This window comes from Paenibacillus sp. IHB B 3415, assembly GCF_000802655.2.
Classification (GTDB): Bacteria; Bacillota; Bacilli; order Paenibacillales; family Paenibacillaceae; genus Paenibacillus_AQ; species Paenibacillus_AQ phytohabitans.
Genome location: NZ_JUEI01000026.1, coordinates 146,233 through 170,426, shown reverse-complemented (window position 1 = coordinate 170,426; position 24,194 = coordinate 146,233). Strand labels below are relative to the sequence as shown.

Sequence of the window (24,194 nt, the reverse complement as noted above, 5' to 3'; positions counted from 1 at the left end):
CATGAATGCATACAGATAAGGAGCACTTAATTAATGGCAATCACCACACATGATACCCAAACAGATGTTCAGGACCGGGCAATACTCGTCAGTCTGGTCACTGACAAAATCAAACGCACGGGCATTGATCCCGAGCTTTCACTCCAGGAGCTGGTCCAGCTGGCTGAAACGGCCGGGGTGGAGGTGCTCGATGTCATCCGGCAGAACAAGGAAACCCCGGATTCCAAATGGTTCATCGGTAAGGGAAAGGTAGAAGAGCTGCGGATGGCCGCTGACGGACTGGGTGCCAATACGGCGATCTTCGACCAGGAGCTGTCCGGAGCACAGGTGCGGAATCTGGAGGAGTCTCTGGATCTGAAGATTATTGACCGGACCCAGCTGATCCTTGATATTTTTGCCGGCCGGGCAAAAACCCGGGAAGGCATCATTCAGGTAGAGCTGGCGCAGCTCTCCTATCTGCTTCCGCGACTGTCCGGACACGGCAAGAATCTGTCGCGGCTCGGCGGCGGGATTGGTACGAGAGGACCAGGGGAGAGCAAGCTGGAGACCGACCGCCGCCATATCCGCGACCGGATTACCGAGCTGAAACGCCAGCTTGATGAGGTCGTCAAGACGCGTGAGCTGCACCGTGAACGCCGCCGTAAGAGCGGCGCTGTACAGGTGGCACTTGTTGGCTATACCAACGCCGGCAAATCCACGCTGCTGAAGCAGCTTACAGATGCGGATGTCTATATTGAGAACCAGCTGTTTGCGACCCTCGACCCGACTTCACGCGTGCTCCAGCTACCTGGGGGTAAAGAAGTTGTCCTTACAGATACTGTAGGGTTCATTCAGAACCTGCCGCATGATCTGGTAGCCTCTTTCCGGGCTACACTGGAGGAAGTGAATGAAGCGAATCTGGTGCTGCATGTCGTTGATTCCTCTTCGCCGATGCGTGAAGAGCAGATGGATGTTGTCCAGTCGATTCTGCAGGATCTGGGAGCCGCAGGAAAGCCGCAGATCGTCTTGTTCAACAAAACCGATCTGTGCCAGCCGGAGCAGCTGGAAATGCTTCCTACAGGTCCGGGATTCCTGAAGATCAGTGCTTTTAATCAGGATGACCTGACCCGGATTACGGAGATAATCAGCGATGAACTGGCCGGGGACACCCTGATCTTCCGGATTCCCGGGGACCGGGGAGACCTGTCATCACTGCTCTACCGGGTTGGAGAAGTACTTGAGCAGAATTATGACGGGAATGACGTACTCTATAATGTTCGTCTGAATAAAGAGGACTACGATAAATGGAGCTACAAGCTTGCTGAGTTTATCGAACCGCAATAAGTGCATGCCGGCTTGGTATAGGTACAGGCATTACAAGTCCCCGCACAGCCTCAGTTCTGCTTCGTATCATTCGGGGCAGGCGCTGCTGTGCGGGGTTTCTCGCTGAAACGGACACCGTTCCTCTTGGAATCGCGTAGATGTGTTCAGCTTTGACAAGTAAAAGTAGGGTAAGGAGAGATTGAGGGGAAATGGCAGTATTTGCAGAGGATCTATTACAGGCAGCGGAAGCTGCGGAGCTTGAAATTGAAGTTGCCGTTAAACGGCTGGATAAAATTGTAGATCATAATCAGTGGAAGGTCATTGAAGCCTTCCAGCGCCAGCATGTCAGTGATTTTCATTTTGCCGGGTCTACGGGATATGCCTACAATGACCGGGGGCGTGAGGTACTGGATCTGGTCTATGCCGAAGTATTCGGCGCGGAGGCGGCGCTCGTACGCCCGCATTTCGCTTCTGGCACTCATACGATATCTACGGCGCTCTTTGGTGTGCTTCGTCCCGGAGACGAGCTTCTATACATTACAGGACGCCCCTACGATACACTGCATAAGGTAGTTGGCAAGCCCGGTGACGGGACAGGCTCTCTGGCTGACTTTGGCATCGGCTACCGCGAGACTGCACTGACGGCTGACGGTAAAATTGACTGGGACGAGGTTGCTATTGCGGTAAACGATAAAACTAAGGTCATAGGAATCCAGCGTTCCCGAGGTTATGATTGGCGTTCTTCCTTCACTGTTGCTGAGATCGGTGAGATGGTAGCGAAGGTAAAAACACTAAAACCTGATGTAATTGTATTCGTAGACAACTGCTACGGAGAGTTCACCGAGACTCTGGAACCCCCTCAGGTTGGTGCTGACCTCGTTGCCGGTTCATTGATTAAGAATCCTGGCGGCGGAATTGCCGAGACAGGCGGGTATATCTGCGGCCGGGCAGATCTGGTGGAATTGGCCGCATACCGCTTGACTGCTCCCGGGATAGGCGGAGAGGTCGGTGCCATGCTGGGGACGACGCGTGGACTGTATCAGGGGCTCTTCATGGCTCCGCATACCGTAGGGCAGGCTGTGGAGGGCAGTATTTTCGCTTCCGCTGTATTCCAGCGCTGCGGGTTTACGACCAAGCCGGCCTGGGATGAGCCGCGGACGGATCTGATCCAGGCGGTAGCTTTCGACGGACCTGAGCATCTGATTGCTTTCGTTCAGGGAATTCAGCGTGCAGCGGCAGTAGACAGCCACGTTGTTCCCGAGCCATGGGATATGCCTGGTTATGAGCATCCGGTCATTATGGCGGCAGGGACGTTCATTCAGGGCGGCAGTCTGGAGTTATCAGCGGATGCGCCAATCCGGGCACCGTACATCGGGTATATGCAGGGCGGATTAACTTATTCTCATGTAAAGTACGGGGTACTAATGGCCCTGCAAAGTATGAGAGAGCGCAATTTACTTTAATTAATTGAGAACGTGCAATAACCGGACACTCAGCAGATGGCTGTCCGGTTATTTGCATTGGAAGACTGAATTAGAATTTCTCGAATTTATCTACTTTCATTGAAGCCACTTCACCGCATCTTTTGCAAATTGTTAATGTAAGCTTCGAACCAAAAGAGAAGTAGTTATTTACAGGCCTTACGTTAGCGTGGCCCTCCAGTTTTCCTTCAGCAAAAGTGTTATTTCCGCAAGCTTTACAAATGAGATTATTCTGGTTCATAGAAGTCACCCCGTAGTAGTTTTATACTGTATCTACGCAGTTTAAGGAGAAGCGTTCCCATATGCTCAAAGTGAAGAGGAGATGAAGTCTATGCTGAATGAAGCGGCAGCGATAGAATATTTTACACAACAAAAAAATGTGAGCGAAGCTCCCGTTGTAGTGATGATGTGCGGTGTGGCTGGCTCGGGGAAAACAACCTTTGCGCTGAAGCTGGAGAAAGCGGGGTTCGTCCGGCTCTCGATCGATGAGGATATTTGGAGTACACATGGCCGTTTTGGTATAGATTATCCGGAGCAGGCTTATGAATCCTTTAAGGAACAGTCGGAAAACAAGCTGCGGGGGGAGCTGGTGAAGCTAATTCAGTCGAACCGTCATGTTGTTATTGATTTCAGCTTTTGGCAGCGGCAGAAGCGGGCTGAATATAAGCAACTGATTGAGCATCTTGGAGGCGAGTGGGCGCTGATACATTTAAAAGTCCATCCGGACGATTTGCGTCAAAGGCTTCTCATCCGGAGCGGGCGTTTTGATGCTAATGCGGCTTTTCCAATCACGGAAGAGATTCTGACCCGGTTTTTGAGCGGATTTGAGACTCCGGCGGGAGAAGGGGAGCTGGTGATTAAAGCTTAGCCGGTCACTTTTTCTATTAAATAAGAGTTCCAGAAAAGTTGAAGTTGTGCATTATACGCGTTTGGGCGAAACTGTTTTGCAGTACGGTACTTTTGCTTGAGGATTGATCTATGTGATATACTGCGGGAAGCCAGGTCCCATGTAGCTGACACTTTGTTCACTTAATCTCTCATTGGCTTAAAGAAATCTTGTGAGAAAAACTCACATACCATTGACACGCCATATAAGGAAATGTACAATGAGATGAGAAAAAGATCATTGGAAGGTTGGATGAGTCATGGGTGATGAAATCCGCAGAAATATGGCATTATTCCCTATAGGAATCGTAATGAAGTTAACCGATCTATCTGCCAGACAAATTCGTTATTATGAACAGCACAGTCTGATCGTACCCGCGCGCACATCCGGCAACCAGCGTTTGTTCTCCTTTAATGATGTTGAACGTCTGCTAGAGATCAAGGCATTGATTGAGAAGGGTGTTAATATTGCCGGCATTAAGCAGGTGATGAATCCTGTCTCGAAGGAATCCGAAGAAGCTACAGTCATTACCCCTGATACAGAGGTTCGGCGTAGAGAGTTATCCGATTCACAGCTTCACCGTCTGCTTAAGCAGGAACTGGTTTCCGGTAAAAGACCGGGACAAGTGTCTCTAATCCAAGGCGAGCTATCCCGGTTTTTTAATAAATAACATAGAGATTTTGAAAGGGAGAGGGTAAAGTGAGCTTTTCTAAAGAGGATATTCTGCGTATTGCCAAGGACGAGAACGTCCGGTTTATTCGCCTGCAATTTACCGATCTGCTCGGAACAATCAAAAATGTGGAAATTCCCGTAAGTCAGCTGGAAAAGGCACTCGACAACAAAATGATGTTCGACGGTTCCTCCATCGAAGGTTATGTCCGGATCGAAGAATCCGATATGTACCTGTATCCGGACCTTAGCACTTGGGTGATTTTCCCTTGGGTGACGGATAGTCGTGTTGCACGACTGATTTGTGATGTGTATATGCCAGACGGAACACCGTTTGCCGGAGATCCGCGCGGTATCCTCAAACGTTGTCTGCTCGAAGCTGAAGAAATGGGCTTCACTGCTATGAACGTTGGACCTGAACCTGAATTCTTCCTGTTCAGAACAGATGAGAAGGGTAACCCGACCACTGAACTGAACGATCAGGGCGGATATTTCGATTTGGCGCCGATGGATCTTGGGGAGAACTGCCGCCGCGAAATCGTATTGACGCTTGAAGAAATGGGCTTTGAAGTGGAGGCCTCCCACCATGAAGTGGCTTCCGGCCAGCATGAAATTGACTTCAAATACGCCGATGCTATCAAGGCAGCGGACCAGATTCAAACCTTCAAGCTTGTCGTGAAGACGGTAGCCCGTCAGCACGGCCTGCATGCTACTTTTATGCCTAAGCCGCTATTTGGCATGAACGGATCCGGTATGCACGCACACCAATCCTTGTTCAAAGGCAACGAGAACATGTTCTATGACGAGAGTGACACACTGGGTCTGAGCAAAACAGCCCGTTATTACATGGCAGGGATTCTGAAGCACGCACGTGCTTTTGCTGCCATCACTAACCCGACTGTCAACTCATACAAACGTCTGGTGCCTGGTTATGAAGCTCCTTGCTACGTGGCCTGGTCTGCGAGTAACCGCAGCCCGATGATCCGTATTCCGGCTTCCAGAGGGCTCAGCACACGCGTTGAAGTCCGTAACCCGGACCCGGCAGCTAACCCTTACCTTGCACTTGCTGTAATGTTGAAGGCAGGTCTGGATGGAATCAAACGCCAGCTTGATCTTCCGGCTCCAATCGACCGTAACATCTATGTGATGTCTGAGGAAGAGCGGATTGAAGAAGGCATCCCAAGCTTGCCGTCCGATCTGAAGGAAGCCCTGAACGAAATGATCCGCAGCCATGTTATTACTGAAGCTCTGGGTGAACATGCGCTGGCCCACTTCTACGAACTTAAAGAAATTGAATGGGATATCTACCGCACCCAGGTTCACGAATGGGAAAGAGATCAGTACATGACGCTTTACTAGGATATAGCAGCCCTTGGCGCTTTAAGCGCCGGGGGCCTTTTTGTGTTTATAGGCCAGGGGACTTTTCCTGCTCAGTGCATATAAAGCTCACCATATTGATCTACTCTTCGCGACCAGTATAAAAGGATGGAAATTGAGGTCTTATCTTTGAAACTTTTTATGCTCTTCTTTAAATAACGAGGCTTTGTCCCTACATTAATGTGCATGTAAATATCCACATGACAGGAAGGGAGGGTTTTATTCATACTTCAACAACAACAGACATAAAGTATCGGTAGAATAATATAAAAATTGACAACTTATGGACTATGTATTAACAAAAGGTAAAGATGTATTATTTAAGTGTAATCGGCCGGTTAACAATAGTTGGAAAGGCGGAAGAATTGTGAAAATTAAAAAGTTTCTTTCTGTTCTTCTTATCTCAGCTGTAGTAATGATCCCATCGGCTTCCGCATTTGCTGAAGGAAACATTTCAGCGGCCGAAATCACTCCTTACGTTGTTGGAATTGGTGATAGTAGAGAGAATGCGCTTACCATTACACCGAATGAATACGGTGGTGCGATATATGATCTGTTCATCCAAAGTGCTACCGATCAAGATTGGTTTAAGTGGACAAATACAACAACAAATCTCAAAAGAATTGGTGTTCATGTGGGAGGATTTAGTGGTAACGGTCCTACAAGAGCGGGTATAATTATTAATTACAATAATGGTCTCGCTGAACTGGGCCCACTTTACACAGGAAAGGCAGGAACTGCTGAAGCGCAATCGTTTAGTAATGTTTTGCTTCCGCCTGGAGCAACAATATATGTGGTCGTAGACAATCCTAACTTCACTGCAATGACACAGTATCATCTGAATTTTGCTCATTACAACATTAGTTTTTAAATCTAACAAGGATGCACCTCGAAATTTTTTGAGGTGCATTTCTATTAAAAATTTGTTTATCACATTAAACTGCTTAAAGGGTGTTTTGAGTTTGGCCTTGGAGCGATTTGGGCGTCTTTTTATTACATACTATTAAAAATAGAGGGGAGCTGGAAGGCGGATGGTTCATTCATGTATAAGAATTATTCAAAATACCGTGGGTTTATTGAATTCAGAGCATACGTAATAACCCGCCGGGCTTATGTCTGACGGGTTATCTTTTGAATTAATAAATTTGTCGGTTTGGATAACAGAATTATCATTTCTTGCGCATCGTTAAGACTTAGTTTACTAAGATAATATAATAAAATGTAATACCATTCCCAAAGTCAGCTGCGACAGTACTGGTTCCTGGATGTAAGGCAGTAAACTTTCCTTCAGCCGGTATTATTTCAATAGATCCGTCATAATTAATATACCAAAAATTATAGCCAGTCAACCATATAGTTTCGCCTACTTGCATTCTAACAATAGCCTGAGTCTCGTCAATTGGTTTTATTACAGCGTTTGGAGAAATTGAAGTTGAAGAGCTAAGAGTAGAAGATGGAGCTTCAGCAGCAAATGATGTCGATCCTACCGTAAAACATGCGGCAATGGTTAAAAGTCCAACAAGCAATTTCCTTTTCATAAATAGATAAACCTCCCAAAAAAGAATTTAGTTACATAAAAACAATACCCCTAATGGATAATAATGTATATGAGTAGTAAGGATGATTTGAAATAAGGTATTATGTAATAATGTATATAAATGAGTCGAAAAATAATAAATGTATTAAAATGGTTGTAATTGCCTAGGACTAAATGATCGGAGCTTTATAACCTCCCATCCAATGAGCCTCATCTTCTGGCCGAAGGGCCACTTTCCGCCATTGAACTGATGGAGGGATTCTGTTTGCTTTTCTTGCTTCAATTAAATATGTAAGATGGCTGTTATCAGGAAGCTGCTCGACTTTGATTAGGAAGTAATGCAATGAAGCGGAATGAAAATTATTCGAAAGCAGCGAGACCCTATCATAAGCAGCGTGAAAATGAAAATAACTTAAGAGCTTCATTTAAAAAATAGAAAAGGCATCGTGCTAATGATCATAGGATTAATTGTTGCGGGAATAGCTCGGATTAAGCTGGAGAAAAAAGATAATAAAAAAGAACCTTTAAAAAGGTCCTTAGCGGGATGTCTCAGACAACTGTTTGGTATGGGCCTCTAACAACTCGACGACAATCATTTGCCCCGTGACGCCAAAATTCCTTAAGCAACGCAATTCAGCCAATGAAGCTTCCATCAAATCACCCACGGTGATGTAATTGCTCTCATATAACGAATTAAGAATACGAGAAATGCTTTTAGGGTTTCTGGTCGATCTCTGTCTTAAGGTGTGAATAGGTCGTGGATATAATCTGCGGTCAATTTCAATGTAAGACATGAGGGGAAGAGTATCTCTAGTGGACAAACTCGTGATGTCTCCCTTCATATATCTGGTAATTATTATAAATATATGAGAAAATATTTCAATTCTTTTTTACAAAATACATATAAAATTCAAAATTATTATTTAGGATAATGGATATTTAATAGAAATTAAACATAAACCGACTCGCCGGGCTAAATGGGGATTTATAAGCCTGCATTTTAAATGTACCGAAAGATTATTAAATAAGGACATTGTTAAAAGCTTTTTTGTGACCGATAGGGTGATGTTTGCTGGTTTTTGTTTATTTTACATAATGTACCATGTCCTATATACTAGATCATATATACACTACAGGAACCTTTTGAAGGTGCTTACGTTGGAAATTACTTTTATGACTAAGGGAGGGCTGTAGTGAAGCATATGTTTAGAGGGTTTCGGTTTGGGATCTACTGCTGTTATAGCTGATACTGATCGTTGCGGTGTCGGTATTTCCTTTTTAATAAATAAGATACATAGGGGTATGAAATGAGAAATAAATATGTAAGTATCATTGCAATGATCCTATTCTTAACGCTAATTTGTTCTCAGGCTGGAGCTGCAGAAGGGACTGGCATGTCAACTGAAACCAGGGAACGGATTATAGAGCAATACGGGCTGGATTCGCCGGTAGCAGGTAGTCCGGACTGGAGCGGAATGGATGTGGGGATAAGCGGGCCGGTTGATGTGCTGGTTATAATCTGCAGGTTTATTGTGAGTCCGTTAGTGTTCGCGATTCAAGAAATATTGTAGCTGGAGGGAATAAGCATGAACCCGCGATATAATGCACCGCAGCCTGAACGCAGAGTCCGCAAGAAAACAGCGGCAAAACTGTCTTTTCTAATTATAGTAGTAGTACTAGTTTTACTAGCAGTCATGAATCCGGGTAAAGAGGACTTTGGAGAATACGCTGTGAATCATCTGGAGGAAACACTGGGTGTAGAGCTAGCTGGAGGAATTACCAGTCTGGTCGCTCAGCCTATGGTCGAATCGTTTACAATCCGGGAAAATTACATTCTGTTCTCCACATTCAGCATACCTGACATTCAAGACGGTAAGACATTTATCGGTGATATTAAGGCAAAGCGCAAATACCTTGGGCTGTTTAAAATCATTTTCATCAAGCTCTAAACTCTAAATAGGGTATGCATTTTGTTCCAGAACCCGGTATAATTGAACTGATTTGTTTGCTCTATGAATCCTTATCATTCTTGCGTGTGCACTAAGGAGGAAAGATGTTGAATACTGCGTATAAAGTTCTTTCAAGTGATGCTGATATATTCGCGGCGGCACTTGCCCAGGTGAAGGTCTATGTCGTTCAGCTAATCGAGGGTAAACCGCATGTTATAGCTGATTACGCCGGACCTGTACAGAAATGGACGCCGGAGTATGTATTGCTGGCCGGAATGACCTATAGACGTGACGAATTTGAGTTCCGGGTAAGGCTGCCCAAGAAGTAAAAGCAGGTAAACGCTTCGGGGTAACGAATTAGTAGCTGAGGAGGTGGTCGCAAGTGAGTAAAGTTATTTTTGAGCTTCAGTATGTGAATGGTCAAATTGAAGAGCTAGAATCTGTGTTTGAATCGGCGGCAGAAGCTAGGACCTATCTGACATCCGGTGGTTTGACAGGCTGGATTCCGGCAGGAGGCAAGTATCTTAATCCTGTAAATATAATCTCCATCAAGGTCAAAGAAAGCTAATTATAATATTACTGCCAAATCACACAGTCTCCGAAGCCAATCTTTGCATTTCTTATACTATAAAACGTAAAAGAGGTGTAATGATGACGCAAAGAGAACGAAACAGAATCCGCAGAGCAATTAATGCACTGCTCGCACAAAGAGCAATCCTGCTGGAAAGACTTGAGGAAATTAATGAGAACCTGCGCAGATTTCCAAGCGGTTCACGTGCCAGAAGAGAATTGCTGGCTGCCAGAGCATCCATCCGTGAAGCGATTCGTTTAAACACTATTGCTATCCGGTTGTTGCGCAGCGTGTTGTAGTCAGTAGGCAAAGGATATGAATCCACTCAAAGACATCCTTGCGGATGTCTTTTTGGCGTGCGATTGAGACTGTGGGAGGCTCGGAGTATAATTGATCGATGAAGAGTATCAGGTTTGAAGAACGTTACATATCAGGATAACATGGTGAACAAGCTGCACAAGAGCTTGGTAAAGGAGGGTGTGAAAAATGGACGATCAATTACGCCAGCGTTTGGGGTTGCCGGAATTACAGGATAGTACACCGTCTGTTAACGCAGATGCTGAGGCTATGGCAGAAAATTCTGAATTGGTTGCAGCCGGAACCACCGTGCTGAATGTCTCCAGAGAAGATGTGGAGAAGGGGCGGCTGGAGAGCTATTTGCGTGAATTTAAGAAATATGAGAAGAAGCGGATACGGGGCAAAATCATAATTATATTCAATGGTTATGAGCAGGATCGCCGGGAAGTCTATCAGGTTCGGGAGATTACGAACTGGGTTGACCGTCTGCTCAAGAACGTGCCTCATTTGTTCTATTTCCTCAGCAGAGACAATTACGCGATGCGGATTGCGTTCTTCTGTCTGTCTGAGGTGGTGGGCCGCTCCGGGATGGAAGTGTCCATCACGAAAGAGCAGGGACGCAGGCTGATCGAGAAAGTTACCAAGAGTGCATTGGTCTACGCCAAAAAAAGCAAAGACTCACCTGCGGAACAGTGGAGTCTCGCTGAAAGTATTCTGGACGAGCTTGGTTATGAGCAAACTATGCAATAATGCTGTGAAGAACCCCTTTGGCGAAAACTCGTCAAAGGGGTTCTTGTGTTCAACTATAGGAATTTATAGGCGGCTGCATGTTTGCGGCTACTCCCTGATGGTTACACGGGTGCCAATGGGAATGATGGCAGCCAACGCGACCACGTCCTGGTTATACATGCGGATACAGCCGTGGGAGACCATGTGGCCAATGGAGGAAGGGTCATTCGTTCCGTGAATTCCATAATGCGGCTTGGACAGGCCCATCCAGAAGGCTCCGAACGGTCCGCCCGGGTTGGGTTGCTTGTTAATGATCGTGTACTCGCCTACCGGCGAGACGGTCAGCATCCGGCCAATGCCGACAGGAAATCCTCTGGTTACGGTGTCATTATCAAGCAGATAAAGCATGCGCTGTGAAAGGTCGACAATAATTCGATAGTTGGGCATGGGATCAGCACTCCTTTGTAACAGGATATGTGCGGATAGCTAAAGCGGTTCGGAGTAAAAAATGCCAAAAAACCGACATGGGAACAAATGTTCCTATGTCGGTTTTTTGGCATTTTTGGCAAGCGTAACAGGATCTAAAAAGGAAAAAGGGGGCATGGGATCAGCACTCCTTTGTAACAGGATATGTGCGGATAGCTAAAGCGGTTCGGAGTAAAAAATGCCAAAAAACCGACATGGGAACAAATGTTCCTATGTCGGTTTTTTGGCATTTTTGGCAAGCGTAACAGGATCTAAAAAGGAAAAAGGCTGCTTCGCGTGATGCGGAGCAGCCTGATTATGGAGGAGAAAGATTAATGGATATCGCGGAATAATCCAATGACTCTGCCCAAAATAGTAACGCGGTTAAGGCGGAGAGGCTCGTAAGCCGGGTTCTCCGGCTGCAGCCGGATATGATCACGTTCTTTGTAAAAGGTCTTAACGGTTGCTTCATCTTCTTCGGTCATCGCAACAACGATGTCACCATTGTCAGCGGTTTGCTGTTGGCGGACAATAACATAATCTCCGTTCATAATACCGGCATCAACCATGCTGTCGCCGAGTACAGAAAGCATGAATACCTTGTTATCCCCTACGTAATGAGTAGGAAGCGGGAAGTAATCCTCAATATTCTCTGTAGCAGTAATAGGAACACCAGCAGTAACCTTACCAATTACAGGGATACGGGTAACCGTCTGGACGAATTGATGTACATTCTCTGAATCTTCCTGGCCGAGCAGTTCAATTGCACGCGGCTTCGTAGGATCGCGCCGGATCAGGCCTTTCTTCTCAAGCCGGTCCAGATGACCGTGCACTGTAGAACTGGAGGCCAGGCCAACAGCTTCGCCAATTTCCCGAACGGACGGAGGATAACCCTTGCTGCGGACTTCGTTACGTATAAATTCCAGGATCGCCAGCTGGCGACTCGAAATCTTTGACATCGGAATCAACCCCATATACTATGTTTGGGAAAATTATAACATAGAACTGCCGTTCGTACAAACATAAGTTCTAAATTGTGAGAATTATAGCCTGAAAAATAAAGGGAACAGTTGTTCGAAAAAACTATTGATCAAAACACATGTTCGTGTTATATTATTTTCGAAAGTGAGAACAAGTGTTTGGAGGACGATATTTATGTTAAAATACAGTACCTACAATAGTATCTACAATGAGGATATCAAGGTGTCCGCTCCCGGTAATCCATTACCCCATAATCCATTGGCACATTTCAGAGACAAGACCCTTCGCCTGCTGTCTGTACTTACCTCAATATTCCGCCAGGTCAGCTTCATCAAGATTTCTTTAATATTATTACTCACGATTTCCGGATTTACAGTAGTCGGTAATGTGTTCGCTGGTTCTGTCTCTTTAATGAAGCCTGTGAAACGGATCGTAGTTGAACGCGGAGACACCTTATGGAGCATTGCCCTCAAGAATAAACCGGATGACATGAGGACTGCTGTATATATAGAAGGGATCAAGAAATCAAATGGTCTGAAGGACAGTGGAATTAAGGCAGGAGATATACTGACCGTGCCGGTATATTAACCGAAAGAAGCATACTGGTGTTTGACTAAGAGAGCTTTCAGGGGGTAGACCTTGACAAGCTCTTTTTCTCATGGCAAAGTTAGAATGAATTTATAGGGGAGGGGAAAGTATTGAATATTGACGAATTGGTCGCACGCATCAATGAATTGGCACGCAAACATAAGAATGGCGGCCTGAATGAGGAAGAAATGGCAGAACGTGCCAAACTACGCGAGATTTATCTGGGCAATATCCGCAGCAATTTCCGGGCCCAGCTTGATACCATTGAGATTGTGGATAATCCGGAGCATGAAGAAGGCAACAACGGACGTAAAGCTTAGTCTGCGGCCTTTTCATAGATAATACAGGATGACTAGGGGGAACTAACATGGCCCGTTCTTGGGAAAGAATGGTTCAACGCAACACCAAGCAAATCAATCAGCAAAGAAAGAAGCAGGGAAAAGAGACGATCTATGGGGCGAGCTCTAAAGCTGCTGCAAAGAGCGTCGATATTTTCAAAGGCCGGAATATTGTATTCCCTGTCGTGTTACTGCTGCTTGGCATTATGTTCTGGGTAGTCGGTTCCATTGATGAAGCGAAAGGAAGCGGAATACTGGCCAACTGGCTGGGGGTAGTACTGTACTTCCTGCTTGCCGCGCTGTTATTCTTCCGCCGTCCGTTCCTTAAGGTGGAACGCGCCCGTCTGTCTACTATTAAATACAACCGTGAACGCTTTTTGCCAGCAGCTGAAATTGAGAAGATTACCTTGTCGCGCAGTGTAGTTACCATTAAGTATAAAGGCAAGCGCAAGCAGTGGATTTTCTCCAAGCTGATTAACCGGTATGACACCGCCGCTATGGCTGCACGCCTGGAACAATTCGGCAAGAACAACAACATTGAAGTAGTGCACGAATAGTAAGATAGACCAGCATAGGGAGTGGGAGAACGAAATGCCGATTACCGCCGTACTATTTGACCTTGACGATACACTGCTATGGGATGATCGAAGTGTGGAAGAAGCATTCCGCTACGCCTCTGAGTCTGCAGGGGATTCTGTTGATCCGCAGGAGCTTGAGCAGGCGGTGCGCAGAGAAGCGCGTGCGCTTTATGAGTCTTACGAGACTTTTCCGTTCACGAAGCTGATCGGGATTAATCCTTTTGAGGCACTATGGGCTAACTTCACAGCTGGAGACCAGCCGGAATTCCGGCAGCTGGAACAGCTTGCTCCGGCCTACCGCACCGAATCCTGGCGCCGCGGACTTGCCTCTCTTGGAGTGGACGATGAAGCGCTGGCGGCACGTCTCGCTGCCAAGTTCGCCGCTGAGCGCCGCAGCCGTCCTTATATATATGAAGAGACGCTTCAGGTGCTGGATGAGCTGCGCGGCAAGGTGAAGCTGCTGCTGTTGACGAATGGCTGTCCTGCACTCCAGCAGGAGAAGCTTGATGGTGTACCTGAGCTTATTCCGTATTTTGACCATATTGTCATTTCTGGAAGCTTCGGTAAAGGGAAACCGGACAAGACAATCTTCGAGCATGCCCTCGGACTGCTGGATATTACGCCTGAGCAGGGGATCATGGTCGGAGATAAGCTTACGACTGATATTCTCGGAGGATTGGCTGCAGGTCTAACGACGGTCTGGATCAACCGGACGGCCAAGACTCCTGACCCGGACATTACTCCAGATTATCAGATCAGCCATCTTTCGGAGCTTCTGCCATTGGTGCACTCCCTATAACTGAATTAGATGAAGCCGGTATCCTTATAGGATATTGGCTTTTTTGATTTACCTGCAGGAATCTGGATGGATGTTGTTCATGTATATGACTATTCTCATGTGATAGGGCGGTTAACGAAGCTTATTTCCGACAAGTTGAATAAAATGTGTATAATAAGGAAGAAAGCGATCTGACTTTCGTTGTTAACATGAAGATGAATCTATCGATGAACCGGGAGGGCTCCAGATGATTAAGCCAAAGATACTTAGAGGTCTCATTTGCATTGTCATGGGTATGACGCTTGTCGGCTGTTCAGGGAATAATGAAGAGGATATGTATATGCATGCAGCTGCTGATTCCTCAATGGTGCCAATCAAGGTGGAGCTAAGCTGGAGTCCGGAAGAAATATCCGTTAACGACAAGGTGGTTTTTAAAGCTGTCATTAGTCAGGACGGTGAAGTTGTAGAGGACGCCAAAGAAGTGATCTTCGAAATTGTAGATAATACAGAGCCAGGCAAGAGCACTCAGCTGAAAGGGGCAAGTGACGGAGAGGGAGCTTATGTAAGTGAACGTACATTTGAGCAAGCCGGCAGCTATACGGTCACTTCCCATGTGACTGCCCGGACGCAGCACTCTATGCCGTCTAAAGAACTCACGGTACAGCCATGATGAGCTTGTAAGCTGTAGCTATACTGTCAATACAAATAATGCAGGGTGGAAAGGAAGGCTTTCCGAATTCCCTTTATTCTGCTAAACTTACTCTAATGTTTTACTGGGGGGATTGAAAGTGGCCAAATTCACACTTGCAGAAAGCTTGCAGCAACGCATATTGATACTAGACGGAGCCATGGGCACAATGATTCAACAGGTGCCGCTTACCGGCGAGGATTTCGGCGGGGATGAGCTGGATGGCTGTAATGAAATGCTGGTGCTTACCCGGCCGGAGGTGATTCAGGATATTCATGAGAAATACCTGGAAGCCGGTGCGGATCTGATTGAGACCAACACATTCGGCGCCACCTCTGTGGTGCTTGCAGAATATGATATCCCGCAGCGGGCCCGGGAGATTAACCTGGAGGCTGCCAGACTTGCGCGAAATGCTGCAGATAAATACGATACACCTGAGCGCCCAAGGTACGTTATAGGAGCAATGGGACCGACAACGAAGACGCTCTCCGTAACTGGAGGAGTAACGTTCCAGGAGCTCGTGGACAGCTATGAGGAGCAGGCGGTCGCGTTGATCGACGGTAAGGTAGACGCCCTGCTGCTGGAGACTTCCCAGGACACACTGAATGTGAAGGCTGGAAGTATAGGTATCCACAATGCCTTCGAGAAAAGCGGAATTACACTGCCGGTGATGATCTCGGGTACCATTGAACCTATGGGAACTACGCTTGCCGGACAGAACATCGAGGCCTTCTACATTTCACTGGAGCATCTTAAGCCGATCTCTGTCGGATTAAACTGTGCGACCGGACCGGAATTCATGCGCGATCATATCCGTTCGTTGTCTGCTATTTCTTCAGCAGCGGTTAGCTGCTATCCGAATGCCGGGCTTCCGGACGAGAACGGCAACTACCATGAATCTCCGGATTCACTTGCCCGCAAGCTGGCCGGCTTCGCCGAGAAGGGCTGGCTGAATATTGCCGGCGGCTGCTGCGGCACAACCCCGGATCATATCCGGGCGATGGCCGAAACCCTGTCGGCATTTCCGCCGCGCGGGCTGGATGGCATTCATCCGCCGGCGCTCTCCGGCATAGAGCCTGTGTACATTGAGAGTGATAACCGTCCTTACATGGTCGGTGAACGGACCAACGTGCTGGGATCGCGGAAGTTCAAACGGCTGATTGTCGAAGGCAAGTATGAGGAAGCTTCAGAAATTGCCCGCGCACAGGTGAAGAGCGGAGCGCAGGTCATTGACGTCTGCGTGCAGGACCCTGACCGTGATGAGACGGAGGATATCAAACGTTTCCTCGAGCTGGTAGTGAAGAAGGTCAAAGTCCCGCTAATGATCGATACCACCGATCCGAAGGTTATTGATCTGGCCTTACAATATTGCCAAGGGAAGGCGATTATTAACTCCATTAACCTTGAAGATGGTGAAGAGAAATTCGAGCTCGTGACTCCGCTGATTCATAAATACGGTGCTGCGATCGTTGTGGGCACAATTGATGAAACCGGGCAGGCGATCCTGGCTAAGGACAAGCTGGAGGTTGCCAGACGTTCATACGATCTGCTGGTGAACAAATATGGGCTGGCCGCTGAAGATCTGATCTTTGATACCCTTGTATTCCCTGTCGGAACAGGGGACGAACAATATATCGGTTCTGCGAAAGAGACGATTGACGGTATCCGCCTGATCAAGGAAGCTTTGCCTTCCGTTCATACAATTCTGGGCATTAGCAATGTATCTTTTGGACTGCCGGAAGCGGGCCGTGAAGTGCTAAACTCTGTGTTTCTCTATGAGTGCACCAAAGCCGGGCTGGATTATGCAATTGTGAATACCGAAAAGGTGGAGCGTTATGCCTCCATTCCGGAAGAAGAACGCAAGCTTGCCGAACAGCTGATTTATAATACGAATGACGATACTTTGTCTGCGTTCGTAGCGGCTTTCCGGGAGAAGAAGGTCGAGAAGAAAGAGAAGATCTCCAATCTCTCGCTGGAAGAACGTCTCGCTTCGTATGTCGTTGAGGGAACCAAGGAAGGGCTCATTCCTGACCTGGACGAAGCCTTGAAGTTATCCGGTCCGCTTGAGATTATTAATGGTCCGCTGATGGCGGGGATGTCGGAAGTCGGCAGATTGTTCAATAACAATGAATTGATTGTTGCTGAAGTGCTGCAAAGCGCTGAAGTAATGAAAGCCTCAGTCGGTCATCTGGAGCAGTTTATGAAGAAGGATGAGACCTCGGTTAAAGGAAGAATTATGCTCGCAACCGTTAAGGGCGATGTGCATGATATCGGCAAAAACCTTGTGGAGATCATCCTCTCCAATAATGGTTACGAGATCGTCAATCTGGGGATAAAGGTTCCGCCAGAGAATATAATTGAAGCCTTCCGTAAGGAAAAAGCAGACGCCATCGGATTATCCGGCCTCCTGGTGAAGTCGGCGCAGCAGATGGTACTGACGGCGCAGGATCTGCGCGCTGCCGGCATCGACGTGCCGATTATGGTCGGCGGTGCGGCATTAACCCGCAAGTTCACCAAAACCCGTATCCGGCCTGAATATGACGGTCTGGTATTATATGCCAAGGATGCCATGGACGGTCTGGATATCGCCAACCGGCTGATGAATCCGCTGGAGCGGGGCAAGATTGAGGAAGAGGTACGCCAAGAGGCAGAGGCTGCCGTAGCTGTGGCTCCGCAGCAGCCGCTTCCCGAGCTGACGCGTGCCGTCCGCTCCAAGATTTCTGCGGACGCCCCTGTGTTTACTCCGCCGGATCTGGAACGTCATGTCCTGCGCAATTATCCGCTCGGACATATTATTCCTTATGTGAACATGCAGATGCTGCTTGGTCATCATCTGGGGCTGCGTGGTTCCGTGGAAGCGCAGCTGGCAGCGGGAGATGCGCGTACAGTGGAATTGAAAGAAACCGTAGACGATATTCTGCATCAGGCGATGCTGGAAGGTACCATTGTTCCACATGCCATGTATCAGTTCTTCCCGGCCCAGTCGAGCGGGAATGATATCCTGATCTATGACCCGCAGAACCCTGCCAATGTGCTGCATACCTTCACCTTCCCGCGGCAGAACGTTGAGCCGTATCTCTGCCTTGCCGACTTCCTGAAGCCGGTGGACAGCGGGGTTATGGATTACGTCGGGTTCCTGGTCGTAACCGCCGGCCATGGTGTACGTGAATTGTCCACGGAGCTTAAGGACCGGGGAGATTATCTCCGTTCCCATGCCCTGCAGGCAGTAGCGCTGGAGGTGGCAGAAGGTCTGGCTGAACGTGTTCATCATATGATGCGGGATACCTGGGGTTTCCCGGACCCGGCGGATATGACGATGAAGCAGAGACACGGGGCGCGTTATCAGGGAATCCGTGTATCCTTTGGCTACCCGGCTTGCCCGGATCTGGAGGATCAAGGGCCGTTATTCAAGCTGCTTTCTCCGGAGGATATCGGAGTTCACCTTACCGAAGGCTTCATGATGGAGCCGGAGGCTTCCGTATCGGCTATGGTATTTGCACATCCTGAAGCGCAGTATTTCAATGTGGAGAAGCTGTAAACTGCCCTGATTGATCATCACCTGTCAGAAGGGCTGTGCCCGTCATAGCGGAACCTCCCGTCACCGGGAGGTTTTTTGCTGGAAATTTAAGAATTTATATGTATCGTATCCAGCCGATTCCGCTTGAAAGATGCTTTCAGCGCCAAAACAGAGTAGAATTCTTTTCATAAGAACCGGCATGATAAAAATAAGGTAAGAAGTACGAGAGAAGAGAGGAGGGGCATAATGGAAATATATTTCTTGGGAACAAATGCCGGGGTACCGACACTGCAGCGGAATGTAACCTCAATCGCCCTCAGGCTGCTTGAAGAACGGCGCACGTTCTGGATGTTCGATTGTGGAGAAGGAACACAGCATCAGGTTCTCCGTTCACCGCTGCGGCTGGGCAAGCTGGAGAAGCTGTTTATCACCCATTTGCATGGTGACCACTTGTTCGGCCTTCCGGGGCTGCTGTCGAGCCGTGGTTATCAGGGCGGTACATCACCGCTTACAGTGTATGGACCTCCGGGGATCAAAGCTTATCTGGATATTTCACTGTCTGCAAGCCAGTCGCGAATCCCCTACAAGCTTGAGATTATTGAGCACAGCGGCGGGCTGGTGTTTGAGGATGATACATTTAAGGTTGAGGCGGGATTGCTGGAGCATAGAATTGACAGCTATGGGTACCGGGTAACGGAGAAAGACAGTCCGGGCAACCTCGATGCAGAGCTGCTTAAGAGTTACGGGCTGAAGCCGGGACCGCTGTACGGCAAGCTGAAGAGAGGCGAAGATATTACAACTGAAGACGGGACTGTAATCCGGGCAGCGGATGTGATTCATGCGCCGAAACGCGGCCGCATTGTTACTATTCTGGGCGATACCCGTCCTTGCCAGGGAACACTGCCGCTGGCGCAGGATGCTGATCTGATCATTCATGAGGCTACCTTTGCTCATGACCTGGCTGATATGGCCTATCAGTATCATCACAGCACAGCCCGGCAAGCAGCGGACCTGGCACGTGAGGCAGGCGGGCGTGAACTGCTGCTGACCCACTTCAGCTCGCGGTACAGCTCACAGGAGGAGCTGATTCCACTCCTGGAAGAGGCGCAGGCCATCTTCCCGGCTACACTGCTGGCGGAGGAATTCTGCACCTTCCCGGTCCACCGGAGAGCCACGGGAAATGCCCCCGGGGAATGAATTATTTTCCGGGAAAGCGCAGGAAATGACAGGGCTATGCCAAAAAAGGCCTGCCAGTACAGCGGTTCGCTATCGTTCGACGAAGTATGTTAAATTTTAAATAATAGGAGAGCATTAAGCGTACGAAGCAGTAGAGAAATTGGCGAAACGGAGTAGCGGAAAAGTTCTGTTTCAAGCTTTTAACGCAACAACAGTGCACTATTGCGGGAAATGGTTAGAAAATATTAATTATTATTTATGACATTAACTATTAATGCAATGAATTAAATAAACGGGATTCAAACAGGGGGAATTATGAACAATACAGGTGGTTTATTAATTGATCTGGACGGAACCTTGTATCACGGCGGCCGGATGATTCCGGATGCAGATCGGCTGATAGCGGCGCTGCGTAGAGCGGCTGTTCCGTTCCTGTTTGTCACGAATAACTCTTCACGCACAGCGGCAAGTGTTGCTGCACATTTGCGCGGGATGGGAATTGATGCGAATCCGGAAGAGGTCTGCACCTCATCGCTTGCTGCGGCACGCTACATTGCTGGGGAATCACCGGAAGCAACCGTGGCGATACTTGGAGAAGAGGGACTGGTGCAGGCCTGCGCCGAGGCGGGGTTGATCCTGGTCACGGAGAATCCGCAATATGTTGTCCAGGGCATCGACCGTTCTTTTACATATGAATCACTGGCCCGGGCCTCGCGCTGGATCCGGGAAGGAGCCAGGTTTGTGCTGACGAACCCGGACCTGATGCTCCCCTCCGATGACGGGGTGATGCCCGGCGCCGGAACCCTTGGAGCTGCAATTGAAGCAGCCAGCGGAGTGTCACCTGTAGTGATCGGCAAACCGGAATCCCATCTGATTACCTACGCGACTTCACTGCTGGGGATCACACCTGAGGAGGCGGTTGTAGTCGGAGATAACATGCGTACAGACATTTCTGCCGGTGTGAATGCAGGGTGCCGCACGATACTGGTGCTGACGGGTCTGACCACACGCGATAATCTGGAGCACTACCAGACTGTTACAGGAGTTAAGCCGGATGAAATTTGTGCTGATTTAGCTGAACTAATGGTACTGCTCGGTGTATAATGACAAAGGTATGCCTTTTACCAACCTGGAAGGGAAGATGACAATATGCCGGAATTGCCGGAAATGGAGAATTACAGAAAGCTGCTGAGCCAGCATCTAATAAATGTTCCAATTACGGGGGTAACCGTAAACAGAGAAAAAACAATCAATATGGAGACAGCGGATTTCGTGAACGGTCTGGTTGGTGCGCGTGTAGTGTTCGTAGAGCGCCGTGCCAAGCATATCCTTTTCCATCTGCATGACGGCAGAAGACTGCTGCTTCATCTGATGCTAGGCGGACTTTTGTTCTATGGTACAGAGGAGGAGCGTCCGGACCGGACTACTCAGGTTGAACTGGCTTTTGGAGAGCATATCCTCTACTTCATGGGCCTGCGCCTGGGATATCTGCATCTCCTGTCTGTTAAGGAAAGCGAAGCGGCAATGGGTAAGCTTGGACCGGAGCTGCTGGACCGGAGGATGACGGCTGAACGCTTCGCCGGACTGCTCAAAGGACGCCGCGGTGCGCTGAAGAGCCTGTTGGTCAACCAGCATGTTATGGCCGGAATCGGCAATTGTTATGCCGACGAGATTGCCTTTGAAGCAAGACTTCTACCTTCTACGCTCGTTCAGAATCTGTCACCGGAGGCAGTAACCCGGCTGTATGACAGTGTGCGCAAGGTATTGACGGAGGCAACCGAGATTGGCGGTTATATGGAAATGCCGTTCATGACCGGAGATACGGTTACCGGCTCTTACAACGATGCTTGTAAAGTGTACGACCGCGGCGGCGAACCCTGCCTGCGCGGCGGGGGAACGATTATCAAGACAGAGCAGTCCGGACGCAAGGTGTTTTATTGCCCGGATTGCCAGCATGACGCTTAATCCCGGTATAGGGGCACATGTCAGCATACGCGGCGGATACGGGCAGGCTGCCCGGTTCGCCAGGGAGAGCGGTGCGTCATGTTTCCAATATTTTCCGAAGAATCCGCGCAGTCTGAAGCTTAAGCCGGTTGACTTCCGGGATGCGCACAGCTGTGCCGATTATTGCCGGGAACAGGGGATGGTCTCCATTGCCCATACCCCTTATCCGACCAATCTGGCCGCAGATCGCGCAGGCAGAGCCGTTATGGCTGCTTCGCTGCGCAATGATCTGGAGATCGCAGAGGCTTGCGGATCTCTGGGCATTGTGGTGCATTTTGGCCATTTTGCCGGAATGGAGCCATTACAAGGCTATCAAAATATTATACAATGTATAAATGACACCCTGGCCGGATGGGAAGGCCGGACGAAGCTCCTGATTGAGAATATGGCAGGCAATCACGGCCAAGAAGGCATGACGCTGGAAGAACTGGTCAAAGTCCGTGAATTGTGCCATTATCCGGAGAAGATCGGCTTCTGCTTCGATACCTGTCATGCCTTCGCATCAGGGATATGGAATCCGCAGCATACTGACGAGTTTCTGCAGCGGGGCGCAGCACTGGGCTACTGGCAGCATCTTGCTGCCGTTCATTTGAATGATTCCCTGTTCCCCTGCGGCTCCAGACGCGACAGGCATGCAAGGGTCGGACAAGGCCATATTGGCGGGAAGGCGCTGAGAGAGCTGCTGACTTCTGCTCCTCTGCGCAATGTGTCTGCTGTAGCGATGGAAACAGAGAAAGGGTCTGACGGCACTCACAGGGCGGAAATTGCTGTAGTCAGGCATTGGTTTGAAGCGGAGGATGAATCGTGATGAATATATATATGGACGATATGAGAAGACGGCCTTCCGGTTTTGCATTGGCCAGAACCACCGGAGAGTGTCTGCTGATGCTGCGCAGCGGCCCGGTTGATATTCTGTCGCTTGATTATGATATGGGCCCGGAGGATTTCTGCGGGGGTGAAGTGGCTAAACGGATGGTGCTCGAAGGATTATTCCCGCGGGAAATCTATCTGCACACCTCCAGCCTTGAGGGGCGTAAGGAAATGTACGAAATCTTGTATCCTGCCGTTCCTGCCGGCACACAGCTGTACAATGGCCCGCTTGGGCTGGAGAGGCTGCAGGAAATTGCTGCAGGAGGTGCGGCTGGATGAAGGATATGAATCAGGAAGAGCTGATGGAGCTGCTCGGAAGACCGGGAGAACCTATCGTAGTGTTCTTGTATACACCGCTATGCGGGACCTGCAAGGCCGCGCGGCGTATGCTGGAGGTTGCACAGCATCTGCTGCCGCCCGGACTTCTGATTGCTGAGGGCAACGTAAATATGCTGCCCGGACTTATAAACACGTATCGTATATCCAGTGTGCCTGCACTGATGGTAGTGAAGGCGGACCGCCGCGCTGAACCGGAAATCTTTTATTCAATGGGCTCGGTAGAACGGGTACTGGATTACATAAGGAGAGTGACCTCATAATGATATCTTTACAACATCTTTCCCTGCGCAGGGAACAAAGCCTGATTCTTGATGATGTGTCTCTGGAAATGAAGCAAGGCGAGAACTGGGTAATTCTCGGGCGTAACGGCTCCGGTAAAACCACTTTGCTGGAAATGATGACCGGTTACCTGTTTCCAAGCAAGGGTTCTGTTGAAGTGCTAGGCTACAAATTCGGCCAGTGTGATGTACGTGAGGTGCGCAAGGAAATCGGCTATATTGGTCCGTCCCTGATGGAAAAGCTCTCTCTCAGCGATCCCGTATGGGAAGTCGTCGCAACTGGCGCTTATGCCTACTTGCGCTTCTATCAGGCAATCCCGCAAAGTGTGCAGGAGCAGGCGCTGAAGCTGCTGGACGATATGAATCTCAGCGAACTGGCGTACCATCCGTTTGGTACCCTGTCCCAGGGGGAACGAAAGAAAGCGATGCTGGCGCGCTGCCTGATAGCCGAGCCCAAGCTGCTGATCATGGACGAGCCTTGCGCCGGCCTTGATCTCTACGAGCGTGAGAAGATGCTGGCCGAGATCGACAAGCTGAAGCAGCGCAATGTGGCTGTAGTGTATGTAACGCATCATGTAGAGGAGATTGTACCGCTCTTCACCCATGTAGCGCTGATCCGTGACGGGAAGCTGGCGGGAGCCGGTCCCAAGGAAGAAGTGCTGACTAGGGAAATGCTGATGGACACTTTCGATATACCTGTTGATGTTGAATGGGATAGCGGCCGTCCCTGGATAAAAATAAGACCTGGAGGCACATCGATTTGAATGATTTTACGCAAGAACCCCTCGAGCCAAAC

The 24,194-nt window shown here is 48.7% G+C and carries 29 protein-coding genes; 25 read left to right on the top strand and 4 right to left on the bottom strand.

Annotated features, from left to right (window positions below; translation table 11 throughout):
• The first annotated feature begins 33 nt into the window (after window positions 1-33).
• From hflX to QW71_RS14470, 6 genes are all read left to right on the top strand, one after another.
• Window positions 34-1,323: a GTPase HflX gene (gene hflX / locus QW71_RS14495; protein WP_039299242.1), complete on the top strand. Its 1,290-nt coding sequence runs from the start codon at window positions 34-36 to the stop codon at window positions 1,321-1,323.
• Window positions 1,324-1,511: 188 nt separating this feature from the next.
• On the top strand, window positions 1,512-2,765 hold the full coding sequence (locus QW71_RS14490; protein ID WP_039299239.1) for a methionine gamma-lyase family protein: 1,254 nt from the start codon (window positions 1,512-1,514) through the stop codon (window positions 2,763-2,765).
• A 349-nt stretch (window positions 2,766-3,114) separates the two neighbouring features.
• Window positions 3,115-3,651 (top strand): ATP-binding protein, encoded by a 537-nt coding sequence (locus tag QW71_RS14485; protein WP_039299236.1) that lies wholly within the window; start codon window positions 3,115-3,117, stop codon window positions 3,649-3,651.
• 277 nt (window positions 3,652-3,928) lie between these two features.
• Window positions 3,929-4,339 carry a MerR family transcriptional regulator gene (locus tag QW71_RS14480; RefSeq protein WP_019910684.1) on the top strand — a complete coding sequence of 137 codons (411 nt, stop codon included), beginning with the start codon at window positions 3,929-3,931 and terminating at the stop codon, window positions 4,337-4,339.
• A 29-nt stretch (window positions 4,340-4,368) separates the two neighbouring features.
• Entirely contained in the window at window positions 4,369-5,697 is a 1,329-nt protein-coding gene (gene glnA / locus QW71_RS14475; protein WP_039299225.1) for a type I glutamate--ammonia ligase, read from the top strand.
• Window positions 5,698-6,082: 385 nt separating this feature from the next.
• Window positions 6,083-6,586: a hypothetical protein gene (locus tag QW71_RS14470; protein WP_039299222.1), complete on the top strand. Its 504-nt coding sequence runs from the start codon at window positions 6,083-6,085 to the stop codon at window positions 6,584-6,586.
• Window positions 6,587-6,908: 322 nt separating this feature from the next.
• Here QW71_RS14470 and QW71_RS14465 read toward each other — a convergent pair whose 3' ends face one another.
• Together QW71_RS14465 and QW71_RS42205 are read right to left on the bottom strand one after the other, a co-directional pair.
• A complete protein-coding gene (locus QW71_RS14465; protein WP_039299219.1) occupies window positions 6,909-7,253 on the bottom strand; it encodes a hypothetical protein in 345 nt (114 codons plus the stop codon).
• Window positions 7,254-7,788: 535 nt separating this feature from the next.
• Window positions 7,789-8,046 carry a DNA-directed RNA polymerase subunit alpha C-terminal domain-containing protein gene (locus QW71_RS42205; RefSeq protein WP_373604768.1) on the bottom strand — a complete coding sequence of 86 codons (258 nt, stop codon included), beginning with the start codon at window positions 8,044-8,046 and terminating at the stop codon, window positions 7,789-7,791.
• Window positions 8,047-8,646: 600 nt separating this feature from the next.
• Here QW71_RS42205 and QW71_RS40475 point away from each other — a divergent pair.
• From QW71_RS40475 to QW71_RS14440, 6 genes are all read left to right on the top strand, one after another.
• Entirely contained in the window at window positions 8,647-8,823 is a 177-nt protein-coding gene (locus QW71_RS40475) for a hypothetical protein (RefSeq protein WP_160311807.1), read from the top strand.
• 15 nt (window positions 8,824-8,838) lie between these two features.
• The gene (locus QW71_RS14460; protein WP_039299217.1) at window positions 8,839-9,201 is read left to right on the top strand and encodes a hypothetical protein; all 363 of its coding nucleotides are present in this window, start codon (window positions 8,839-8,841) and stop codon (window positions 9,199-9,201) included.
• Between the two features lie 104 nt (window positions 9,202-9,305).
• Window positions 9,306-9,530: a hypothetical protein gene (locus tag QW71_RS14455; protein WP_305954185.1), complete on the top strand. Its 225-nt coding sequence runs from the start codon at window positions 9,306-9,308 to the stop codon at window positions 9,528-9,530.
• 53 nt (window positions 9,531-9,583) lie between these two features.
• A complete protein-coding gene (locus QW71_RS14450) occupies window positions 9,584-9,769 on the top strand; it encodes a hypothetical protein (RefSeq protein WP_039299211.1) in 186 nt (61 codons plus the stop codon).
• Window positions 9,770-9,849: 80 nt separating this feature from the next.
• The gene (locus QW71_RS14445) at window positions 9,850-10,071 is read left to right on the top strand and encodes a hypothetical protein (protein WP_144026006.1); all 222 of its coding nucleotides are present in this window, start codon (window positions 9,850-9,852) and stop codon (window positions 10,069-10,071) included.
• 187 nt (window positions 10,072-10,258) lie between these two features.
• On the top strand, window positions 10,259-10,819 hold the full coding sequence (locus QW71_RS14440) for a hypothetical protein (protein WP_039299205.1): 561 nt from the start codon (window positions 10,259-10,261) through the stop codon (window positions 10,817-10,819).
• Between the two features lie 87 nt (window positions 10,820-10,906).
• Here QW71_RS14440 and QW71_RS14435 read toward each other — a convergent pair whose 3' ends face one another.
• Both QW71_RS14435 and lexA read right to left on the bottom strand, forming a co-directional pair.
• Complete coding sequence (locus QW71_RS14435) at window positions 10,907-11,245, bottom strand: L,D-transpeptidase (RefSeq protein WP_039299202.1); 339 nt, start codon at window positions 11,243-11,245, stop codon at window positions 10,907-10,909.
• A gap of 350 nt (window positions 11,246-11,595) precedes the next feature.
• Entirely contained in the window at window positions 11,596-12,222 is a 627-nt protein-coding gene (lexA, locus tag QW71_RS14430) for a transcriptional repressor LexA (protein ID WP_039299199.1), read from the bottom strand.
• Between the two features lie 196 nt (window positions 12,223-12,418).
• Between lexA and QW71_RS14425 the strand changes: the two genes are divergently transcribed.
• The 13 genes from QW71_RS14425 (at window position 12,419) to QW71_RS14365 (ending at window position 24,162) form a co-directional block, all read left to right on the top strand.
• Window positions 12,419-12,832: a LysM peptidoglycan-binding domain-containing protein gene (locus QW71_RS14425; protein WP_039299197.1), complete on the top strand. Its 414-nt coding sequence runs from the start codon at window positions 12,419-12,421 to the stop codon at window positions 12,830-12,832.
• 110 nt (window positions 12,833-12,942) lie between these two features.
• Window positions 12,943-13,152, top strand: a complete 210-nt coding sequence (locus tag QW71_RS14420; RefSeq protein WP_039299194.1) for a DUF896 domain-containing protein — start codon at window positions 12,943-12,945, stop codon at window positions 13,150-13,152.
• Window positions 13,153-13,199: 47 nt separating this feature from the next.
• Complete coding sequence (locus QW71_RS14415) at window positions 13,200-13,727, top strand: hypothetical protein (protein WP_039299192.1); 528 nt, start codon at window positions 13,200-13,202, stop codon at window positions 13,725-13,727.
• Window positions 13,728-13,761: 34 nt separating this feature from the next.
• Entirely contained in the window at window positions 13,762-14,547 is a 786-nt protein-coding gene (locus tag QW71_RS14410; RefSeq protein ID WP_039299191.1) for an HAD family hydrolase, read from the top strand.
• Between the two features lie 226 nt (window positions 14,548-14,773).
• Entirely contained in the window at window positions 14,774-15,196 is a 423-nt protein-coding gene (locus QW71_RS14405; protein WP_039299188.1) for a FixH family protein, read from the top strand.
• Between the two features lie 178 nt (window positions 15,197-15,374).
• Window positions 15,375-18,752: a methionine synthase gene (gene metH, locus QW71_RS14400; RefSeq protein WP_373604767.1), complete on the top strand. Its 3,378-nt coding sequence runs from the start codon at window positions 15,375-15,377 to the stop codon at window positions 18,750-18,752.
• A 225-nt stretch (window positions 18,753-18,977) separates the two neighbouring features.
• Window positions 18,978-19,928: a ribonuclease Z gene (gene rnz, locus QW71_RS14395; protein WP_039299184.1), complete on the top strand. Its 951-nt coding sequence runs from the start codon at window positions 18,978-18,980 to the stop codon at window positions 19,926-19,928.
• Between the two features lie 294 nt (window positions 19,929-20,222).
• A complete protein-coding gene (locus tag QW71_RS14390; RefSeq protein WP_039299182.1) occupies window positions 20,223-21,011 on the top strand; it encodes a TIGR01457 family HAD-type hydrolase in 789 nt (262 codons plus the stop codon).
• Window positions 21,012-21,056: 45 nt separating this feature from the next.
• Window positions 21,057-21,872: an Fpg/Nei family DNA glycosylase gene (locus QW71_RS14385; protein ID WP_039299180.1), complete on the top strand. Its 816-nt coding sequence runs from the start codon at window positions 21,057-21,059 to the stop codon at window positions 21,870-21,872.
• Window positions 21,862-22,719 (top strand): deoxyribonuclease IV, encoded by an 858-nt coding sequence (locus QW71_RS14380; protein WP_039299178.1) that lies wholly within the window; start codon window positions 21,862-21,864, stop codon window positions 22,717-22,719. Before QW71_RS14385 ends, QW71_RS14380 begins: the two co-directional genes overlap by 11 nt.
• A complete protein-coding gene (locus QW71_RS14375; RefSeq protein WP_052770034.1) occupies window positions 22,719-23,060 on the top strand; it encodes a cyclic-phosphate processing receiver domain-containing protein in 342 nt (113 codons plus the stop codon). The genes QW71_RS14380 and QW71_RS14375 overlap by 1 nt, the downstream gene beginning before the upstream one ends.
• A complete protein-coding gene (locus QW71_RS14370) occupies window positions 23,057-23,380 on the top strand; it encodes a thioredoxin family protein (protein ID WP_039299173.1) in 324 nt (107 codons plus the stop codon). The genes QW71_RS14375 and QW71_RS14370 overlap by 4 nt, the downstream gene beginning before the upstream one ends.
• A complete protein-coding gene (locus tag QW71_RS14365; RefSeq protein WP_039299171.1) occupies window positions 23,380-24,162 on the top strand; it encodes an ABC transporter ATP-binding protein in 783 nt (260 codons plus the stop codon). Before QW71_RS14370 ends, QW71_RS14365 begins: the two co-directional genes overlap by 1 nt.
• Window positions 24,163-24,194 lie beyond the last annotated feature (32 nt).

Excerpts from the sequence above, each read along its gene's own strand:
- QW71_RS40475 (WP_160311807.1), top strand. The coding sequence starts at position 8,647 with ATGTCAACTGAAACCAGGGAACGGATTATAGAGCAATACGGGCTGGAT.
- QW71_RS14455 (WP_305954185.1), top strand. The coding sequence starts at position 9,306 with ATGTTGAATACTGCGTATAAAGTTCTTTCAAGTGATGCTGATATATTC.
- QW71_RS42205 (WP_373604768.1), bottom strand. The coding sequence starts at position 8,046 with ATGTCTTACATTGAAATTGACCGCAGATTATATCCACGACCTATTCAC.
- QW71_RS14385 (WP_039299180.1), top strand. The coding sequence starts at position 21,057 with ATGCCGGAATTGCCGGAAATGGAGAATTACAGAAAGCTGCTGAGCCAG.
- QW71_RS14375 (WP_052770034.1), top strand. The coding sequence starts at position 22,719 with ATGAATATATATATGGACGATATGAGAAGACGGCCTTCCGGTTTTGCA.
- QW71_RS14445 (WP_144026006.1), top strand. The coding sequence starts at position 9,850 with ATGATGACGCAAAGAGAACGAAACAGAATCCGCAGAGCAATTAATGCA.
- QW71_RS14380 (WP_039299178.1), top strand. The coding sequence starts at position 21,862 with ATGACGCTTAATCCCGGTATAGGGGCACATGTCAGCATACGCGGCGGA.
- QW71_RS14440 (WP_039299205.1), top strand. The coding sequence starts at position 10,259 with ATGGACGATCAATTACGCCAGCGTTTGGGGTTGCCGGAATTACAGGAT.
- lexA (WP_039299199.1), bottom strand. The coding sequence starts at position 12,222 with ATGTCAAAGATTTCGAGTCGCCAGCTGGCGATCCTGGAATTTATACGT.
- QW71_RS14370 (WP_039299173.1), top strand. The coding sequence starts at position 23,057 with ATGAAGGATATGAATCAGGAAGAGCTGATGGAGCTGCTCGGAAGACCG.
- hflX (WP_039299242.1), top strand. The coding sequence starts at position 34 with ATGGCAATCACCACACATGATACCCAAACAGATGTTCAGGACCGGGCA.
- QW71_RS14425 (WP_039299197.1), top strand. The coding sequence starts at position 12,419 with ATGTTAAAATACAGTACCTACAATAGTATCTACAATGAGGATATCAAG.
- QW71_RS14490 (WP_039299239.1), top strand. The coding sequence starts at position 1,512 with ATGGCAGTATTTGCAGAGGATCTATTACAGGCAGCGGAAGCTGCGGAG.
- QW71_RS14480 (WP_019910684.1), top strand. The coding sequence starts at position 3,929 with ATGGGTGATGAAATCCGCAGAAATATGGCATTATTCCCTATAGGAATC.
- QW71_RS14415 (WP_039299192.1), top strand. The coding sequence starts at position 13,200 with ATGGCCCGTTCTTGGGAAAGAATGGTTCAACGCAACACCAAGCAAATC.
- QW71_RS14460 (WP_039299217.1), top strand. The coding sequence starts at position 8,839 with ATGAACCCGCGATATAATGCACCGCAGCCTGAACGCAGAGTCCGCAAG.
- rnz (WP_039299184.1), top strand. The coding sequence starts at position 18,978 with ATGGAAATATATTTCTTGGGAACAAATGCCGGGGTACCGACACTGCAG.
- QW71_RS14435 (WP_039299202.1), bottom strand. The coding sequence starts at position 11,245 with ATGCCCAACTATCGAATTATTGTCGACCTTTCACAGCGCATGCTTTAT.
- QW71_RS14465 (WP_039299219.1), bottom strand. The coding sequence starts at position 7,253 with ATGAAAAGGAAATTGCTTGTTGGACTTTTAACCATTGCCGCATGTTTT.
- QW71_RS14405 (WP_039299188.1), top strand. The coding sequence starts at position 14,774 with ATGATTAAGCCAAAGATACTTAGAGGTCTCATTTGCATTGTCATGGGT.
- QW71_RS14365 (WP_039299171.1), top strand. The coding sequence starts at position 23,380 with ATGATATCTTTACAACATCTTTCCCTGCGCAGGGAACAAAGCCTGATT.
- QW71_RS14485 (WP_039299236.1), top strand. The coding sequence starts at position 3,115 with ATGCTGAATGAAGCGGCAGCGATAGAATATTTTACACAACAAAAAAAT.
- QW71_RS14410 (WP_039299191.1), top strand. The coding sequence starts at position 13,762 with ATGCCGATTACCGCCGTACTATTTGACCTTGACGATACACTGCTATGG.
- QW71_RS14390 (WP_039299182.1), top strand. The coding sequence starts at position 20,223 with ATGAACAATACAGGTGGTTTATTAATTGATCTGGACGGAACCTTGTAT.
- metH (WP_373604767.1), top strand. The coding sequence starts at position 15,375 with ATGGGCACAATGATTCAACAGGTGCCGCTTACCGGCGAGGATTTCGGC.